This window comes from Shewanella mytili (genome assembly GCF_046765975.1).
GTDB classification, from domain to species: domain Bacteria; phylum Pseudomonadota; class Gammaproteobacteria; order Enterobacterales; family Shewanellaceae; genus Shewanella; species Shewanella mytili.
Genome location: NZ_JBKOUD010000020.1, coordinates 11,872 through 29,527 on the forward strand (window position 1 = coordinate 11,872; position 17,656 = coordinate 29,527).

Here is a 17,656-nt window from a genome sequence, read left to right on the forward strand (position 1 = left end):
CGATGGTCCCAGGGCTGTTGGCAAATGGCGGCGCCTTTTACCGCCACCGGCATCTTGGTTGGCGCGGCGCTAAAAGCGCAGTTTTCCCCAATCACACCCGGATACAAATGCGCCTGTACAAGCACTTGCTTATCATCTTAATGCATTGATATGCTGAAAAAATCATATGTAACCTTCATGTTTCAAGGACACGTCATGAGGCTTTGTTATCCCCGCTGGCTTATCCCCGTGTACGGCTTACTGGCAAGTTACGCCATGGCCGCACCGCTGACCGCGACAGCGGATACCACCGATGGCAGCTGTTATGTGAACGGTTTGTCGGAGCGCTTACGCTGCGGCAGCATCACCGTGGCAGAAAATCCCGCCAAGCCGGATGGCCGCAAGATTGCCGTGCATTACGTTGTCATTCCCGCCATCAAGAATCTGGCCCCCCAGGAAGCGCTCCTTGGCATTGCCGGCGGGCCGGGGCAATCGGCCATCGAAAATGCCGCCGGCTTTACCCGCATGCTGCACAAAGTGCGGCAGCATCGCGACATATTACTAATTGATCAACGAGGTACCGGCCTCTCCAACCCGCTCACCTGTGAGGGTGAAGACCTGCTCTCCATGCTGGCCCAGGACGAGAGCGCGGTGGATATGGCCGCAGAAACCCGCCAGTGCCAACAGCAGTTGCAGGCCCGTGCTGACATCACCCAATATGGCAGCGAGCAGGCCCTCACAGATTTTGAAGCGGTGCGGCAACACCTGGGATACAAAAAGCTGCATATTTACGGCGTCTCTTACGGTACCCGCATGGCGCAGCTGTACATGCGACACTATCCGCAGGCCATTGCCAGTGTCACGCTGGATGGCGTGGTTCCCATGCAGCAAAGCGTATTGACCATTGGCAGCGCCATTGCCCGAGCCCAGGATCTATTGCTCAGTGATTGCGAGCAGGACCCGATGTGTGGCGCCCGCTACCCCACTTTACGGCAAGAGCTGCAAACATTAACCGCCCAGCTGCAGCGGCATCCGGTCATGGAAAAGGTGCAACATCCGGTTACCGGCGCTACCGCACTGCTGACCCTGACCCGGGACAAGCTCCAGAGCACGCTGCGCATGGCGCTTTACTCCCCGGCCATGCGAGCGCTGGTGCCCTTCACCATTCACCAGGCTTATCGCAAAAACTATCAACCCTTACTGGGGCTGTTATCCCTGCAAAGCGGCTCGCTGGATTTGGCCATGGGCATGCATGCCGCGGTGGTCTGCGGGGAAGACTGGCCACGGTTAACCCCACAGCAACGGCAAGCGTCCGCCCAAAGTGTCATTGGCAAAGCCATGCTGCAAGGTCTGGATGAGATCTGCCCCGTGTGGCAAATTCCGCCGGCCCCCAAAGCGTTTGCCGAGCCCATCGCCAGCGACATTCCCACCCTGTTGCTGTCGGGAGAGAAAGATCCGGCAACCCCGCCCGCCTGGGCCGAACTGGCCATGGTCAAGCTCAGCCACGCCAAACATCTGGTATCCCCTTACGCCACCCACAATGTGGCGGCACAATCCTGTGCCGGCGATTTGATTGCCACACTGGTGGAAAGCGGCTCGGTAGCGCACATTGACGGGAAATGCCTGCAAAAAGACGTGCGCCGCAGTTTTTATCTCAATGCCAGCACAGTGGAAGCCATACCGGAGGATGCCCGATGATCACCGTCAATAACATCAGTAAGCGTATCGGCAAGATACAAGCGTTGGATCAACTGAGCTTTAGCGCCGAAAACGGCATGATCACCGGCCTGCTGGGCCCCAATGGTGCCGGCAAAACCACCTGTTTGCGCACCATTTTTGGCCTGTTGACCCCCGATGCCGGCCATGCGGAAATCGACGGCATTGACGTGGCCAAGCAGCCCGTGGCCGCCAAACAGCAACTGGGGTTGTTTCCCGATCCCTTTGGCCTGTATGAAAGGCTCACCCCCCGGGAATATCTTCGTTATTTTGCCGTGCTCAGCGGCATGAACAAGCAGGATGCCGACACCGCCACTACCCGGGTGCTCAGCCAACTGCGCATGGAGGATATTGCCGATCGCCGCTGCAAGGGCTTTTCCCAGGGGCAGCGGATGAAAACCGCACTGGCCCAGGCCATTGTCCACCAGCCCACCAATATCATTCTTGATGAACCCACCCGCGGGCTGGATGTGATGAGCACCAGGGTACTGCGGGAACTGTTACTGTCACTGAAACAACAAGGGCACTGCGTGCTGTTTTCCAGCCATGTGATGCAGGAAGTGGCCGCCTTGTGTGACCGGGTGATAGTGATGTCCAGCGGCAAAGTGGCCGCCATCGGCAGCCCCCAGCAGTTATGTGAGCAGACCGGACAGTCCTCACTGGAAGAAGCGTTCATTCAATTGATAGGCACCGATGAGGGAATTGCCGCATGATGGCCAAGATAATAACCCTGCTGCGCAAGGAGCTGGTGGATGCCAGCCGCGACAAACGGTCGGTACTGGCCGGCCTTTATTATGCCATCGGCACGCCGCTGCTGATGTGCGGCCTGTTTATGGTGCTGATCAACCAGTTATCAAGCCCGGAAGATCTGCCCGTGAAGATCATCCATGCCGACAAGGCACCGGATCTGGTGCGCTATCTTGGGCAACAGGGCATCAATGATGAAACCGGCCCCAAGGCCGACAAACTGGTGCTGCAAATCAGCCAGGATTACCCGGCAAAAATGGCCCGCGGTGAAAGCGCCGAGGTGATTGTGATTGCCGACAACTCCGATGAAAAAATGCAGGATTCCATTCGTCGCCTGCAAAAAGCCCTGCAAGCCTATGCCTCGGAAATGGGCAGCCTGCGCCTGATTGCCCGTGGGATAGACCCGCGTATACTCAAACCGCTGGAGGTGCAGATGCACGATCAGGCCACTCCTGACTCCAAAGGCGGCATGATTTTGGGGCTGGCGCTGTTTACCATGCTGTATTCGGTGTTTATTTCCGGCATGAATCTGGCCATTGACACCAGCGCCGGAGAGCGGGAACGCAACTCCCTCGGCTTGCTGCTGAGCCATCCGGTGACCACTTGGCAACTGGTGATCTCCAAACTGTTGGCGGTCACCACTTTTGCCATGCTGGGGCTGGTACTGATTTTGCTTATCTCCCACTTCGCCTATCCCATGGTGCCCTGGGCCGAGCTGGGATTCAGCATCACCATCAGCCCCCAGTTCATGCTGTTAATGCTGATAGTGGGACTGCCAGTGGCCATGCTGGCAGCGGGTTTGCAGCTGTTTGTATCCTTTATGGCAAAAACCTTCAAGGAAGCCCAGTCCTACCTCACCATGGTGATGTTCATTCCGCTGGCATTGTCCATGAGTGCCAGCTATAACATTGCCCCGGAGGTACTGAAATGGCTGCCGGTATCGGGCCAGCAACAGGCACTGATGGAAGTGATTAAAGGCAAAAGCCTGCCTTGGTTGGAGCTTGCCGTATCTTCCGGCTTGACTCTGCTACTAGCGGTAATGCTCTCAGTAGCACTCACCCGCATGTTGCGCAGCGAAAAAGTGGTCTTTGGCCTGTAGCCTGGCCAATAACGCCAGATGCACACAGCAAAACGCCGACTTGCGTCGGCGTTTTCATCGCTACAGCAGCCGTTTAAAAACGGTATTCGTAACTGCCAAACAGGCTGGCGTCCGTATCCCGATCATTTTCGATGTACTGTGAACGGGAGGCGGTGCCGCCCACGGTTACCATGCCATCCAGCATCCCCCAGCGGTAACTCAGCTCCAGCATCAGCAGTTTCTCTTTCTTGGGTAAGGGTACCCAGCCGTTTACCCTGTTTTTACCGTCATCATTGAGCCGGGCATAACGCAGATAAGCCTGCATGCCGCGACTGTCGGTATATTGCCCAATCAGCCCCAGCACGTACACTTTGGCATCGCTGTCGTAGGTGGAACCCAAACTGCGGCGGTAGTAACGGGAGCCACTCAAATAAGTGCTGTGCTCATAAAAGCAGTTAAAGGCGTTGGGATCGCTGCCGCAATACACCATGGTGTCGGTGTATTCCAAAAACAGCTTGTACTGCTGCTGGCTGAAATTGAACCGGGTATCGGCACCATACAACATGGCGCAGTCGGCCAACTCCCAAGGTGACGGGCCGCTGGAGTCTTCACAGGTACGCTCCAGATACAGCCCCACCGGCACCCCAAACCAGTCATCGGCATAGCGCATGTCAAATCCGGCCATCTGGTTACCGATTTTGGTATTAAGCGCCGCATCACAGGTATCTGAGCCATCGGCACATTCGGTACCACCGGAAATGCTGTCCCAGAAAGAGCTCAGGCTGCATTCCTGATCCTTGCCGCACATCTGGGTGGTCCAGGAAAAACCGATTTCCAGCTGGCGCAATGGCCGCAGGGTACCCCGAAAATTCCACAGCAAAGTGTCTTCCACCGCACGCTCATCATCGGCCAGACTGAAACCTGCGGTCAGTGTCCAGGGGCCAATCCAGGATAACCAGGGGGTTTCAAATGCGTGGGCATCATAACGGCTCACGAGCAGTGACGGCATGGGCCTGGCGTTGTTGCTTTTAATCAGACCGCTATCAAATCCGGGGCCCCACCATTGAGGCAAGGTGCCGGCCGTAACCACCCAGTTATCCAAAATCACCGCCAGATAGGAATCATCCAGCCGCAGTGCTTTATTATCGGTGGCATCCATGGCACCGGTAGCAGAAACCTTGTACGCAAACCATTTCCCCACATATTCATGGGATGCGGTCAATTCGCCTTTTTCCCGGTAATCCGAGCCAAAGTGCTGAAAACGGGCCGCATCGGTAGCCAGCGTGGCTTTTATCCGGCTGTTGCCCTCATTGCCCATGGCTTTCTGGTAATAATAATTGACCCGGGCAAATGCCTGTTGCTGTGCCCCATTCAGCAGTTCTGGCTCTACTTTGGCCAAATCGACCCCAATGCCGGACCACATCAAAGGATAGGTGTTAACCGGTACCGTAATCACGCCGGCATCAGCCAGCGCCTGAATGTCTGCCCGCAAGTAAACATCCTGGCTATCCACCCAAGGGGCAGCCTGCACCAAAGCGCTGACCCATAATGGACTGGCGCAGCCAAGGGTTTTTACTAGTTTTTTTAACATCAATGACTTCCTTGTTTAGGGAATTGCTGCATTAAGGCTTTTGCAACCTCGGGATGAACAAACTGGCGCACATCGCCGCCATGCAACGCCACTTCTTTTACCAGCGTTGAGGAAATAAAGGCATTTTCTTCAGAAGGGGTTAAAAACACGCTTTCAAGCCCGGGATACAAACGGCGGTTCATGCTGGCCAGCTGAAACTCGTATTCGAAATCCGATACGGCGCGCAGTCCCCGCACCAGTACCGAGGCCTGCTGCTGCTTGGCAAAATCCACCAGCAAGCCGCTAAAGCCGACCACTTCCACGTTTGGCAGATGTGCCGTAACGGTTTGCAGCATTGCCACCCGCTGGGGCAGGGAAAAACGCGGCTGTTTTGACGGGTTGGTTGCTACGGCAATCACCAGTGACGGAAACAGCGAAGCTGCCCGGTTTATCAGGTCGGCATGGCCGTTCGTCACTGGATCAAAAGTGCCTGGATAGATGGCTCTGGTGTGCATTGTCCCTCCGCAAGCCCGGGATGTTGCGGCAAAACATAGGAACCCAATGCCCATGCTACCGCTGGAATCATCCTGTATAGGCGCCATATATTGCCATAACTATGCGCCACCATCCATGCCCGCAAACGGTTGGGATTAATCCGCAGGGATCAACGCCAGATAACGCTCAACAATCGCATCCAGTGTCACTTTATCCAGAATGTCTGCATCACTCACATCCGGGGACTGCTCCAGCACCACATCCAGTTTTGCCGCCAACGCTTGCGGGTCGCGCCGGGGCACCAGCCACTGGGCCAAATAACCGCTTAATATCTCTTTGGGACCATGTTTGCACAGGGTACTGACAACCGGTGTTCCTACCGCCAAAGCTTCGATTAACACAGTTGGAAGTCCTTCATAATCAGAACTGAGCATTAACACCTTGGCCCGCTTAATCCACGGAAAGGGATTTTGCTGAAAACCGGGGACAATCACCCGCTGCTCCAACCCAAATTTACGCACCGCCTTCAGGGCTTTTTTACGATTACTGCACAGCAATACCAGCGGTATGTCGTGTTGCATCTTCGCCAGCGCGGCAAACAGCACGTCATGGCGTTTTTGCCGGGCAAAGCGCCCCACGTGGATCATGTAATCACCAGCCGGCAATTCGCTCACCGGCTGCTGTGCCAATTGCCGGATTTCATCCAGCTCAAAGGGGTTGTAAATGGTGGTCACCGATGCCGGGGTAATCCGGCGGGAATGACGCAATTCATCCGCAACCCCTTCGGATACCGCGACCAGATGCTGTCCATCCAGCGCCTTGTGGGCTCGCCACATATCCAGCCAGGCAAAAGGCCCCAGCTTACGTTGGCGCTTGAGCTCCTCATTCATGGAGTTATGCACCACGCAATATAAAGGCGCCACGCCAGTGCGGGTCATCAGCAGATTGGTTTGATGCAGGTTGGACAAAAACAGATCAAAGCTGCCCACGTGTTGCTGCAGCTGTGAGATGAACTGTTTCAGCTTGGCAGCTGAAGCGCCCAGCTTCCAGAAACTATCAAGATTCCTGTCATCATCAGCAAAGCAGAAATGGACGGGAATATCTGCCGGTACGGCATGTTCTACCGCCCGCTCCAGCACCAGCAAATGAGGCTCATGCCCCTTCGCTTGCAATCCCTTTGCCAGTGTCAGCATGACCTTTTCAGCGCCACCACCGGATAAACTGTTGATCACTATTGCAATTCTTTTCAAGGATATATTCCTCACTTCATATATGTCTGCAATTCATCTAGGGCGATTTGCAAACCGTTCATATGGTGCTGCTGACACATCTGTTGCCTCAACATCTCTTGGGTTTGCGGATTGATTAACCGGGTGAGTTTTTCCACCATGGCATCCGCTTCTGCCGGGGCAGTCAAAATCAGCCCGTGTTTCTCACATGCGGCAATTCTGTCTGCCTGATCTTTAGCGACGGCCACCGCCAGTGTGGGCACCTGCATGGCTATGGCCTGCAATACCGTGCCACCGCCGCTTAATACCGCCCCGCGGGCATTTTGCAGCAATGCAATAAATTCGTCATTTTTCAGGGTATCCAGGGTTTCGACCCCGGGCAGGGTAACGGTTTCCCCCGGATAATTCGCGCCGTAGATGAAAATCACCGGCAATTGTGTCAGTTGATGCACCGCTTGGGCGACTTGAGCAAAAACATCCGCGGCCAATTGCTTGCCAAGAAGATGCCCTCCGGAGCCGGCATTGACGATAAAATATTGTTGTGCCGTTAAATGATGGCGCTGCAGCACGCGCTCAATCACCGCTTGCTCAGGCGTGGCGTAAATCACCCCGATATTTTGGGGCTTAGGCAGATGCAGCGCCTTTAGCTTGCATTGTTGCCACAAACTGACCGGCGCCATAACGTAATCAGGCTGCACCACCCAATGCAAATCCGTATGGCGGGCCCGGGAAATTTTTAAACCCCGTGCCCGCTTTTTACGGTGCTGGCTGATAAAGACCACTTTTGCCCCGCATTTTTTGGCACATGCCAGTTGCTGTGCCCGGCCAGAGGCGTCAAATACCACCACATCTGGCTGCAATGACTGGATAAGGGCATTCACGGCGCTTGTTTCTTTGGTGGGCGATTGATTCACCAAATGCGTGGTAAACGGACAATCATCCCGATAGGGCGCCTCGCGGCTCAGGATGAAGTGGATATCGGCGTGGGGCCAACGCTTTTTGACACCTTCGGCAATGATCACGGAACGCGCAAATTCACCAATGCCTTGTGCTGAGGAAACGGGGATGAACAGAAAGGTTGGCTGCTTCATATAGTCATATAGCCTTGTGACGAACAATAAGACGTATTCCGGCATCCATTGCACGAGAACTATGGGTCATTTTAAATACGATTAATGCTTGCACGGGTCGCGTCCCTTTCACACCACGAAAGCGATGGCGTTAGGAATGTTCCGGCAACATTGTCTCAATCTGCGCCATCATAACATCAAGTCCGTTATGCAGCCCCTGTGATGCCATCTGCTGCTTTAACCGTTGTTGCAACGCTGGCACCTGCAGCTGCATGGCGCTACACGCCAACGCATCCGCCTTGGCATCGGCCTGCAGGCATAGGGTCTGGCTGACGCAGCGTTTGACCCTGGCATGCTGATCCGGCGCGACCGCCACGGCTACGGCGGGAATATGCAATGCCAGCGCTTGCAATAAGGTATCGCCGCCTGCCAGTACGGCACCTTTGGCCGCAGCCAGCAAGCTGATAAACGCCATGTTATCGATACTGGCGATGCCAATCACCCCCTCATGTTGCGGTAAGGCGTGGGGATAGTTGGAGCCAAACACCATCACGCAGGCAATGCCGGTACGCTGATATAGCGCTGCGGCCGCTGCGGCAAAGGTATCAGCCGCCAGTTTTCCCTGTAACCGGTGCCCACCAGAACCCGCATTAAAAAACCAGAATCCCTGGGCCGGTAAATCATACTGGGCCAGCAAGGCTTGCTGGCGCTGCAAATCCGGCGGGCAAAACACCGGGCCAATACACGCGGGTGCCGCTTTTTTCTGCAGTGCCAGTTTGCAACGCTCAAACCAGCTGAGTTTGCCCATCAAAAAGGCTGGCTGTACCACCCAGTGGCAATCCGTCACCTGCAGCCGCCGCCATTTAAGGCCGCGACGGCGCTTACGCCGGTGCTGGCTGATAAAAACCACCTTGGCCCCGCAACGTTTGGCATGTCGCAACTGGGCACTACGGCCGGAGGCATCAAAAATCACCATGTCCGGCCGGTATTCGGACAACTGCTCATTAACCGCCGGGATGCTCTTGGTGGGGGTGTTATCAATTAACGCTGCCGGATAGGGGCAGTCGCTGGCGTAGGGGGCGTGCCGGCTCAAGATGAAGCGCACATTGGCATTTGGCCAGCGCCGGGTAATGGCATCGGCCACTATCAAACAGCGCATGTACTCGCCAATGCCCTTGGTGGACGATACCGGCACAAACAAAAATTTCAACGGTTTAAGGGATAATCCCGTCATAACGTCATCCATGGATTGTCACTGACGAACAGCCATCAGCTGGTCAAACACCTTGATAACCGCTGCCACGGAAATGCGCGCCATCAGGTGCTCTCCCTTGGCACGGGTGCCCCAGGGCACGGTTTTACCGGGGAACTGCTCGGCAATCACTTCATCGTACACACTCACCACCTGTTTTTGGAACAGATAGGGGCCGGTGCGACCGGGGTTGGAATGGGCATACAGGCCTATGACCGGCGTGCCTTGGGTGACCGCCATATGGGCCGGGCCGGTATCGGGGGCCAGCACCACGCTTGAGCGCTGTAACAAGGCCAGCAGTTGCACCAGCGAGGTTTGCCCCACCAGATTGGTCAGCTCATGGCGGCAATGCGCCTCAATGGCACTGGCAAGCTGTTGCTCCTGCGCCGCCGGGCCGCCGCACAACAGCACCCGGTAACCTTGCGCAATGGCATGCTCGGCCACAGCGGCATAACGCTCCGGCAACCAGTTGCGTTCGGCTTTGCTGGCAGCGGCACAAATGGCCAGCACCCTGTCGTTATCGCCAATCTGGCTGGCAGCAAAGGCAAGCGCCTCATCGGGCAGGTGCATGTTCCAACGGGGTGTCAGGTCCGTCACCCCCAGCTTGGCGGCAAAGCCCATGAAACCTTCCAACACATGGGGCGTTGCCAACGGTGCAACCCTAGCATTGGTTACCAGCCATTGTCCCTCTTTAGCCCGGGCACGGTCAAAACCGATGCGCACGTTAGCGGGGATCATCAATGATGCAATGGTGGCCCTGAGCGCCACCTGCATGTGCAGTAACACGTCAAACCGTCGTCCTTTGAGGGTGCGCCTGAGCGTACCGTAGGCCTTCAGGCCCAGGGACTTGTCAAACACCACAAACTCAATGCCCGGCAAATGCTTTAACAACTGGTATTCCACCTTGCCTATCACCCAGGTGAGGCGCAGCTGCGGATACTGACGCTGAATGGCCTGCACCATGGCCACCGCATGGCAAACATCACCAATGGCGGATAAACGCAACAGACACAGGGAACGGATTTGGCGGGGATCAAAACTCATCGGAACAAATGCCGGTTTAGGATGCAAGCTGCAGATCTTAATGTAGAATGGCCACAGGTTCCACGCTTAACCGTAGATTTCCCCATGCAACTGATAAAAACTGCTGCCGGTTATCTGGCCACCACCGATGCCACCCCGGCGGACATAACGCCCAAATGGTTTTGTAAAGCCTTCTGGCAGCAACGCCAGGCAATCATCGGCAGCTCCAAAGGGCGTTACACCACCTGGTTTGTGCAATATGAGCATCAGCAATGGGTGCTGCGCCATTACTGGCGCGGCGGACTGGTGGGCAAGATGAACCGGGATGCTTACCTGTATAGCGGCATTCACCGCACCCGGGCGGTGGCCGAGCTGCAGTTGCTGGAGCGGTTGCATCAACAGGGGATGCCCGTGCCCAAACCCATTGCCGCCCATGTGGCACGCTTTGGCCTGTGGTACCGCGCCGATCTGCTGATTGAGCGCATTGCCGATGCCAGGGATCTGGTGGCCATACTGAGCCAAACCTCATTGACGGACGAGCAGTGGCAGCGCCTTGGGGCTCAGATTGGCGAATTTCATCGCCATGGGGTGTTTCACGCCGATTTGAACGCCAAAAACATTCTGCTGGCCGGTGAACAATTTTACCTGATTGATTTTGACCGGGGCTGCATCAAGCCCCCAGCAACTGCCTGGCAGCAAGCCAACCTGGCGCGGCTGCTGCGCTCCTTTAACAAGGAGCAAAAAAAACAGCCCTCACTTGCCTTCACCCCCCAGAACTGGCAACAGCTGCTGGCAGGCTACCAGCGGGTTAATCCGCTGCCTTGATCTCACTTAAACAGGCCAACGCCAGGGTGGACTGGCGCTGCAGTGCCCCTTTATTGGCGGTGACTACCGAGAGCCCGGCCTTGCTGGCTTGTTGCCAACGGGCGGGGCTCGACCACAACTGCCCAATGGCCGCTGCCAACTGCGCGGCATCACTCACAATGTGCATGGCGCCGGCGGCCACCAGCATGTCGGTAATCTCTTTAAAATCCCGGTAGTTGGGGCCCATCAATACCGGCAGCCCCAAGGCGGCGGCCTCCAGCGGATTATGGCCACCGTGCACAATCAGGCTGCCCCCCACAAAGGCCACATCGCCGCAGCTGTAAAGCCCCAGCAATTCGCCCATGGTATCCCCCAGCAACACTTGGGTCTCGGCCGTAATCTCAAGCGTCTGGCTGCGCCGCACAAAAGCCAGGCCCGCGCGCTTAATGGCATTGGCGGCATTGTCAAACTGCTCAGGATGGCGGGGCACCATAATCAGCAGCGCCTGTGGCCAGCGCGCCAATAACTGCTGGTGGCAGGCCAAAATGGCATCGAATTCCCCCGGATGCACACTGCCCGCCACCCAAACAGGCACCTGATCCCGTCCCCACTGTTGCCGCTGTGCCCGCGCCTTGGCAATCTTGTCATTATCCAGTTGCACGTCAAATTTAAGGCTGCCGCAGACCTGCAAGCGCTCAGCAGCTACGCCCAGCGCCACAAAACGCTCCGCCTCAGTCGCGGTTTGCACTGCAATGGCATTGAGTTGTTGCAACATGGGCCCGCTGAGTTTGGGCCATTTGTGGTAGTTGTCAGCGGATTTGGCAGACAGGCGGGCATTGGCCAATAACACCTTGGCGCCCTGTTGCCGCGACAGGTGCAGCAGGTTGGGCCATAGTTCGGTTTCCATGATGATCAGCAGCTGCGGCTGCACCTGGCGCAAAAAACGCCGGATGCACCAGGGCAAATCAAAAGGCAGATAACAATGCTGCACCCGCCCGCCAAGGGCTTTTAACACCTCTCGGGAACCGGTGGGGCTGGTGGTGGTGACGGTAAAGCGCAAATCCGGACGTTGCTGCAATAACGTTTTTATCAGCGGCAACGCTGCCAGGGTTTCTCCCATGGACACGCAGTGAATTAACACCTCGCTGCGCTGCAGTTTGCCAAGCGCGAAACGCTCGCCCCAACGACCGCGGTAGTCGGCACTTTTCACCGCCCTAAACGCCAGATACAGCCACAGCAATGGCGTGAGCAGGTATAACAATAACGAGTAATAACGCAGATTCATCGGCTATTTATCAGGAGGTGCAACCATCATGGGGAGAATGTTAACATAGTCGCCGGTACTGCAATAATCAGGACTTGTGTTTGCAAAGGAATCCCATGAAAACCCGTGACCGCATCATCCAGGCCAGCCTACAGTTATTCAATGAACATGGTGAGCGCAGTACCACCACCAATCATATTGCCGCCCATCTGGGCATGAGCCCGGGCAACCTCTATTACCATTTCCGTAATAAAGAAGACATTATCCGCAGCATTTTCGCGTTGTATGAAGACCATCTGGAATCCGCCTTTCAGCCCTACACACCGCAACAACTGGATGTGGAACTGCTGATCCGCTATTTCGACGCCATCTTTTACACCATGTGGCAATTCCGCTTCATGTACGCCAACCTGGTGGATATTCTCGGACGTGACGATGCCCTCAAACAGCGCTACCTGACAGCCCAATCCCGGGTGCAGGCCCACGCCACCGAGCTGCTTACCCAGTTGTGCCGTGACGGTTTCCTGTGTGTCGCCCCCGGCAAAATCAGCCAGCTGGCAGACACCATCCGCCTGATGGTCAGTTTCTGGATAAGCTACCAGCTAACCCAGTCCCGCAACGACGGGGTTACCAAAGCCGCCCTGTATGAAGGCATCTTGCGGGTACTGATGATTTTTCATGGCTATGCTACCGACAGCTCTGAAAACACGTTTGCCCGGCTGGAGCAACACTATCAGGCACTGGCCCAGCAACCCCAGTAATCCAATCAGGGCCGTTGCGCAAAGGTGTCTGCCGGCAAGGCGGCACGCCTCTTTTTCCTGTCACCACATGCAGGCGCAATACCGCCGGCCATCAGGGCATTGACAGCCCGACTCATCCTACCTGCCTAGCAGGATGAAAGCCGCCCTCAGCCATGAAAAGTGAATCCTCCTCAGGCGGATAAAAATCACTGTAGAGCGCCAGGCTTTAGGGTTAAAATGCCGCCAGTCCATGAGTCAGCATAATCAAATCAAGGAGACTTCAGGTGGCCTCTTCCCCATTCTATGCCCAAATTCGCCAACAGTTGGCAGACACCAAAGCCGAAGGCTTGTACAAAAGTGAGCGGGTGATTGTCTCCCCGCAGCAAACCGCCATTCAGGTTGGCAATGATGAAGTGATTAACTTCTGCGCCAACAACTATCTCGGTCTGGCCAATCACCCTGAGCTTATCAAAGCGGCACAGCAGGGCATGGACGAACACGGATTCGGCATGGCATCCGTGCGCTTTATCTGCGGCACTCAGGACAGCCACAAGCAGTTGGAGGCCAAACTGGCCGATTTCCTCGGCATGGAAGACAGCATTCTTTACTCTTCCTGTTTTGATGCCAACGGCGGTTTGTTTGAAACCCTGCTGGGGGCAGAAGATGCCATTATCTCCGATGCGCTGAACCACGCTTCCATCATTGACGGCGTGCGGTTGTGCAAGGCCATGCGTTTTCGCTATGCCAATAACGACATGGCCGATCTGGAACAGCAACTGAAAGCGGCCAAAGCCGCCAATGCCCGCCATATCCTGATTGCCACCGACGGTGTGTTTTCCATGGACGGGGTGATTGCCAACCTCAAAGGTGTCTGTGACCTGGCAGAGCAATACGGCGCGCTGGTGATGGTGGATGACTCCCACGCCGTAGGCTTTGTTGGCGCCCATGGCCGTGGCACCCATGAATATTGCGACGTGATGGGACGGGTGGACATTATCACCGGCACGTTGGGCAAAGCCTTGGGCGGCGCCTCCGGTGGTTACACTGCCGCCAAAAAAGAGGTGATTGAATGGCTGCGCCAGCGCTCACGCCCTTACCTGTTTTCCAACTCCCTGGCGCCCGCCATTGTCAGCGCGTCCATCAAGGTGCTGGAACTGCTGGAAAACGGCGATGAACTGCGTAACGCCCTATGGGAAAACAGCCGTTATTTCCGGGAAAAAATGACCGCGGCAGGTTTTACCCTCGCCGGTGCTGACCATGCCATTATTCCAGTGATGCTGGGCGATGCCAAACTGGCCGGTGACTTTGCCGATGCCCTGCTCAAAGAGCACATTTACGTTATCGGTTTCTCGTTCCCGGTCGTGCCCAAAGGTCAAGCGCGCATTCGCACCCAGATGTCTGCCGCCCATACCAAAGCGCAACTGGATAAAGCCATCGACGCCTTTACCCGTATCGGTAAACAGCTGGGTGTTATTTAATTCTTTGACAGGAATACACAATGAAAGCTCTCAGTAAACTCAAACCCGAACAGGGGATCTGGATGGTGGATGTGCCGGCGCCAGCCATGGGTCCTAACGACTTGCTGATCAAAATCCGCAAAACCGCCATCTGTGGCACCGATGTACACATTTACAACTGGGACGAATGGTCACAAAAAACCATCCCGGTACCCATGGTGGTCGGCCATGAATATGTGGGTGAAGTGGTTGGTGTTGGCACCGAAGTGCGCGGCTTCAGCATCGGTGACCGGGTATCCGGCGAAGGCCATATCACCTGTGGTCACTGCCGTAACTGCCGCGCCGGCCGGACACATTTGTGCCGCAACACCTTCGGGGTGGGCGTTAACCGTGAAGGCTGCTTTGCCGAATACCTGGTGATCCCGGCCTTTAACGCGTTTCGCATTCCGGATGACATCAGCGATGAACTGGCAGCCATTTTTGACCCGTTTGGCAATGCCGTGCATACCGCCCTGTCGTTCGATCTGGTGGGGGAAGACGTACTGATCACCGGTGCTGGCCCCATCGGCATCATGGCGGTTGCCATCTGCAAACACGTGGGTGCCCGCCATGTGGTGATTACCGACGTTAACGAATATCGGCTGTCGCTGGCGCGCAAGATGGGCGCAACCCGGGCCGTGAACGTGGCCAAAGAAGACCTCAACGCAGTGATGCAAGAGTTGAAAATGACCGAAGGGTTTGACGTGGGCCTGGAAATGTCCGGCGTACCTTCCGCTTTTCACGCCATGCTCGATACCATGAATCACGGCGGTAAAATTGCCATGCTCGGCATTCCCGGCGGCCAGATGGCCATCGACTGGAGCAAGGTGATTTTCAAGGGGCTAGTGATCAAGGGGGTTTACGGACGGGAAATGTTTGAAACCTGGTACAAAATGGCCAGCCTTATCCAGTCAGGCCTGGACATCTCCCCGGTGATTACCCACCAGTTCGCCATTGATGATTTTCAGCAGGGATTTGATGCCATGCGCTCCGGACAATCCGGAAAAGTCATCCTGAACTGGGATTAAACCACTGCAGGGCACTGTACGGATGCGGTGCCTTGATGCAAAATGTGACACAAATCACTTTTTACACTATCAGGAACTACATGACCACCTACCAGATCATCTCTGCCACCGGACTGAAACAGCTGCAACAACAAGCCGAGGTACAAATTGTGGATATCCGTGACCCGGCCAGTTTTGAAAAAGGTCACATTCCCGGCGCGGTGCAGCTTGGCAATCATAATCTGACCACGTTTATAGCCCAGGCGGACATGGATAAACCGCTGGTTGTCGTGTGCTATCACGGCATCAGCAGCCAAAGCGCTGCCGAATACCTGCACCAACAGGGATTTGATGAGGTTTATAGCCTGGATGGCGGTTTTGCCGCCTGGCCTTGGTACGACTAAATGCAGGAAATCGGTCGTCTTCCCAATGAGCGTGCCGCACTGGCACTGATTGATTACCTGCGTGGCCAGGGCATTGAATGCCGCTTGCAATATCTGGAGCGCGGCGTGGCCATTTGCGTGGTGCACACCGCGCAAACCGAAGTGGCGCGCCAGGCATTTTTCGATTTCATCCGCAATCCGGCTGACAATAAATACCGCCAGGCCTCCTGGGAACATGGCGACAACCGCCAGGCACCGGATTACGGCGCGCCCACGTTGCAACTGCTCAGCCAGCTACTGACCGGCGCCGGGCCGCTAACGCTGCTCATCATGATCAGTTGCATCATCATCTATCTCGTGATGATGCTAGGGGGCGGCGATGGCATCTTTAACGCCCTGGGATTTTTTGGCAGCACGCCAGATGCCGCCACATGGCAGTTCTGGCGCGTGTTTACCCCCAGTTTGCTGCATTTTTCAGCCCTGCATATCGTGTTTAACCTGATGTGGTGGTGGGTACTGGGCGGCAAGATTGAAAACCAGCTGGGCAGCACGGCGCTACTGATGATATTGCTGGTAAGCGGCACCTTGCCCAACCTGCTGCAATACGTGGTGGTTGGCCCGAACTTTGGCGGACTTGCCGGCGTGGTCTATGGCCTTTTGGGCTATAGCTGGGTAATGGGACGCTTAAAACCTGCTGCTGGCGTTAGTGTGCAACCGGCATTGGTGGGCTTCATGCTGCTGTGGCTGGTGTTCGGTTTCAGCGGCATGTTCGGCATGAACATCGCCAACACCGCCCATCTGGCAGGGCTATTGGTGGGCATGACCCAAGGCTGGTTCGACAGTCGCAAGTAACATGCCGCCACCGCAAACAAGCCGTTGCTGTTGCACGGCTTGTTACGTCAAAACAACATCATCCGCCGCTTATGCCAAGGTCAGCACTTTAGCCACCAGCTTTTCAATACCGCTGTTTGCCTGGGCAATCGAGCCTGCCAGCATGTATGCCGGCGTGCTGACAATCTTGCGGGCATCATCTACCACAATGTCTGACACCTGAGCTGCCACATGCTCGCCGCCCATGGCGCAAAAGGCCGCGGCGGTTTGGGGATCATCCCCAATGGTGCCTTTGGCCCCGGCGCCATACAGTGCGGGGATCATCATCGGGGCAATGCAGATAAAGCCCACCACTTTAGCGTTATCCACAAACTGGGCAATAAAATCACGTACAGCCGGGGTCACCACCGCATCAGCGCCGGCCACGGCAAAATCACACAAGTTTTTGGCAGCCCCAAAGCCTCCCGGGATCACCAGGCCGTCATACTCGGCAACATTCAAGGCCGATGTGGATAAAATCTCGCCCCGGGCAATGCGGGCCGCTTCCACCAGCACATTGCGCTGCTCGTCAGGAGCCACCTCGCCAGTAAGGTGATTGACCACATGCATTTGGGGAATATCCGGGGCAAAACACTGGTAGCTTGCACCTGCTTTGGACAGGGCCAGCAGGGTCAAAACGGCCTCGTGAATTTCACTGCCATCAAAAACCCCACAGCCGCTTAACAGTACCGCAATTTTTTTCATTAAAAATTCCCTCTTATGTCATTTACGTTTAACAGACGGTCGTACAAGTGTTGATCTGCTCAAAAATCATGCTAACTTATTCTATCTATTCCAGCGAGCACTGAAAGCCGTCAGTCTCCGAGGTAAATCTGGGAAGTTATGAGAGAAATCCACAACCGGGAAGATTTACACAAAACAGAAGCAAGCTCACAAAAAGCATAAAAAACAATAAAAATCAAAATATTAGAT

General features: G+C 55.6%; 17 protein-coding genes. 9 read left to right on the forward strand and 8 right to left on the reverse strand.

Annotated elements, in window-relative coordinates; all coding sequences use genetic code 11:
* Nucleotides 1-255 precede the first annotated feature (255 nt).
* The 3 genes from ACIDEJ_RS14355 to ACIDEJ_RS14365 are packed head-to-tail and all read left to right on the forward strand — an operon-like array spanning nucleotide 256 to nucleotide 3,541.
* Complete coding sequence (locus tag ACIDEJ_RS14355) at nucleotides 256-1,677, forward strand: alpha/beta hydrolase (protein ID WP_411988784.1); 1,422 nt, start codon at nucleotides 256-258, stop codon at nucleotides 1,675-1,677.
* Nucleotides 1,674-2,408: an ABC transporter ATP-binding protein gene (locus ACIDEJ_RS14360; protein ID WP_411988756.1), complete on the forward strand. Its 735-nt coding sequence runs from the start codon at nucleotides 1,674-1,676 to the stop codon at nucleotides 2,406-2,408. The genes ACIDEJ_RS14355 and ACIDEJ_RS14360 overlap by 4 nt, the downstream gene beginning before the upstream one ends.
* Nucleotides 2,408-3,541 (forward strand): ABC transporter permease, encoded by a 1,134-nt coding sequence (locus ACIDEJ_RS14365; protein WP_411988785.1) that lies wholly within the window; start codon nucleotides 2,408-2,410, stop codon nucleotides 3,539-3,541. Before ACIDEJ_RS14360 ends, ACIDEJ_RS14365 begins: the two co-directional genes overlap by 1 nt.
* A 73-nt stretch (nucleotides 3,542-3,614) precedes the next feature.
* On the opposite strand, the gene ACIDEJ_RS14370 is transcribed toward ACIDEJ_RS14365, so the two are convergent.
* The 6 genes from ACIDEJ_RS14370 to ACIDEJ_RS14395 all read right to left on the reverse strand — a co-directional run bounded on the left by ACIDEJ_RS14370 (nucleotide 3,615) and on the right by ACIDEJ_RS14395 (nucleotide 10,180).
* Nucleotides 3,615-5,111 carry a capsule assembly Wzi family protein gene (locus tag ACIDEJ_RS14370; RefSeq protein ID WP_411988757.1) on the reverse strand — a complete coding sequence of 499 codons (1,497 nt, stop codon included), beginning with the start codon at nucleotides 5,109-5,111 and terminating at the stop codon, nucleotides 3,615-3,617.
* Entirely contained in the window at nucleotides 5,111-5,605 is a 495-nt protein-coding gene (gene coaD / locus ACIDEJ_RS14375; protein ID WP_411988758.1) for a pantetheine-phosphate adenylyltransferase, read from the reverse strand. Before coaD ends, ACIDEJ_RS14370 begins: the two co-directional genes overlap by 1 nt.
* 135 nt (nucleotides 5,606-5,740) lie before the next feature.
* Nucleotides 5,741-6,841, reverse strand: a complete 1,101-nt coding sequence (locus tag ACIDEJ_RS14380; protein ID WP_411988786.1) for a glycosyltransferase — start codon at nucleotides 6,839-6,841, stop codon at nucleotides 5,741-5,743.
* A 5-nt stretch (nucleotides 6,842-6,846) separates the two neighbouring features.
* Complete coding sequence (locus ACIDEJ_RS14385) at nucleotides 6,847-7,905, reverse strand: glycosyltransferase family 9 protein (RefSeq protein WP_411988759.1); 1,059 nt, start codon at nucleotides 7,903-7,905, stop codon at nucleotides 6,847-6,849.
* A 130-nt stretch (nucleotides 7,906-8,035) separates the two neighbouring features.
* Entirely contained in the window at nucleotides 8,036-9,118 is a 1,083-nt protein-coding gene (locus ACIDEJ_RS14390; RefSeq protein WP_411988760.1) for a glycosyltransferase family 9 protein, read from the reverse strand.
* 18 nt (nucleotides 9,119-9,136) lie between these two features.
* Nucleotides 9,137-10,180, reverse strand: a complete 1,044-nt coding sequence (locus ACIDEJ_RS14395) for a glycosyltransferase family 9 protein (protein ID WP_411988761.1) — start codon at nucleotides 10,178-10,180, stop codon at nucleotides 9,137-9,139.
* 84 nt (nucleotides 10,181-10,264) lie between these two features.
* Here ACIDEJ_RS14395 and ACIDEJ_RS14400 point away from each other — a divergent pair, with 84 nt between their 5' ends.
* Nucleotides 10,265-10,984, forward strand: coding sequence for a 3-deoxy-D-manno-octulosonic acid kinase (locus ACIDEJ_RS14400; RefSeq protein WP_411988762.1), 720 nt, complete (start codon nucleotides 10,265-10,267; stop codon nucleotides 10,982-10,984).
* On the opposite strand, the gene waaA is transcribed toward ACIDEJ_RS14400, so the two are convergent.
* On the reverse strand, nucleotides 10,968-12,248 hold the full coding sequence (gene waaA, locus ACIDEJ_RS14405) for a lipid IV(A) 3-deoxy-D-manno-octulosonic acid transferase (RefSeq protein WP_411988763.1): 1,281 nt from the start codon (nucleotides 12,246-12,248) through the stop codon (nucleotides 10,968-10,970). The genes ACIDEJ_RS14400 and waaA overlap by 17 nt on opposite strands.
* A 95-nt stretch (nucleotides 12,249-12,343) precedes the next feature.
* Between waaA and ACIDEJ_RS14410 the strand changes: the two genes are divergently transcribed.
* The 5 genes from ACIDEJ_RS14410 to glpG all read left to right on the forward strand — a co-directional run bounded on the left by ACIDEJ_RS14410 (nucleotide 12,344) and on the right by glpG (nucleotide 16,705).
* Nucleotides 12,344-12,988 (forward strand): TetR/AcrR family transcriptional regulator, encoded by a 645-nt coding sequence (locus ACIDEJ_RS14410; protein WP_411988764.1) that lies wholly within the window; start codon nucleotides 12,344-12,346, stop codon nucleotides 12,986-12,988.
* Between the two features lie 263 nt (nucleotides 12,989-13,251).
* Nucleotides 13,252-14,445 (forward strand): glycine C-acetyltransferase, encoded by a 1,194-nt coding sequence (locus tag ACIDEJ_RS14415; RefSeq protein WP_411988765.1) that lies wholly within the window; start codon nucleotides 13,252-13,254, stop codon nucleotides 14,443-14,445.
* A 20-nt stretch (nucleotides 14,446-14,465) separates the two neighbouring features.
* Nucleotides 14,466-15,491 carry an L-threonine 3-dehydrogenase gene (gene tdh, locus ACIDEJ_RS14420; protein WP_411988766.1) on the forward strand — a complete coding sequence of 342 codons (1,026 nt, stop codon included), beginning with the start codon at nucleotides 14,466-14,468 and terminating at the stop codon, nucleotides 15,489-15,491.
* An 80-nt stretch (nucleotides 15,492-15,571) separates the two neighbouring features.
* Nucleotides 15,572-15,874, forward strand: coding sequence for a thiosulfate sulfurtransferase GlpE (glpE, locus tag ACIDEJ_RS14425; RefSeq protein WP_411988767.1), 303 nt, complete (start codon nucleotides 15,572-15,574; stop codon nucleotides 15,872-15,874).
* Complete coding sequence (gene glpG, locus ACIDEJ_RS14430; RefSeq protein ID WP_411988768.1) at nucleotides 15,875-16,705, forward strand: rhomboid family intramembrane serine protease GlpG; 831 nt, start codon at nucleotides 15,875-15,877, stop codon at nucleotides 16,703-16,705.
* A gap of 69 nt (nucleotides 16,706-16,774) precedes the next feature.
* Here glpG and elbB read toward each other — a convergent pair whose 3' ends face one another.
* A complete protein-coding gene (gene elbB / locus ACIDEJ_RS14435) occupies nucleotides 16,775-17,428 on the reverse strand; it encodes an isoprenoid biosynthesis glyoxalase ElbB (protein ID WP_411988769.1) in 654 nt (217 codons plus the stop codon).
* Between the last annotated feature and the right edge of the window lie 228 nt (nucleotides 17,429-17,656).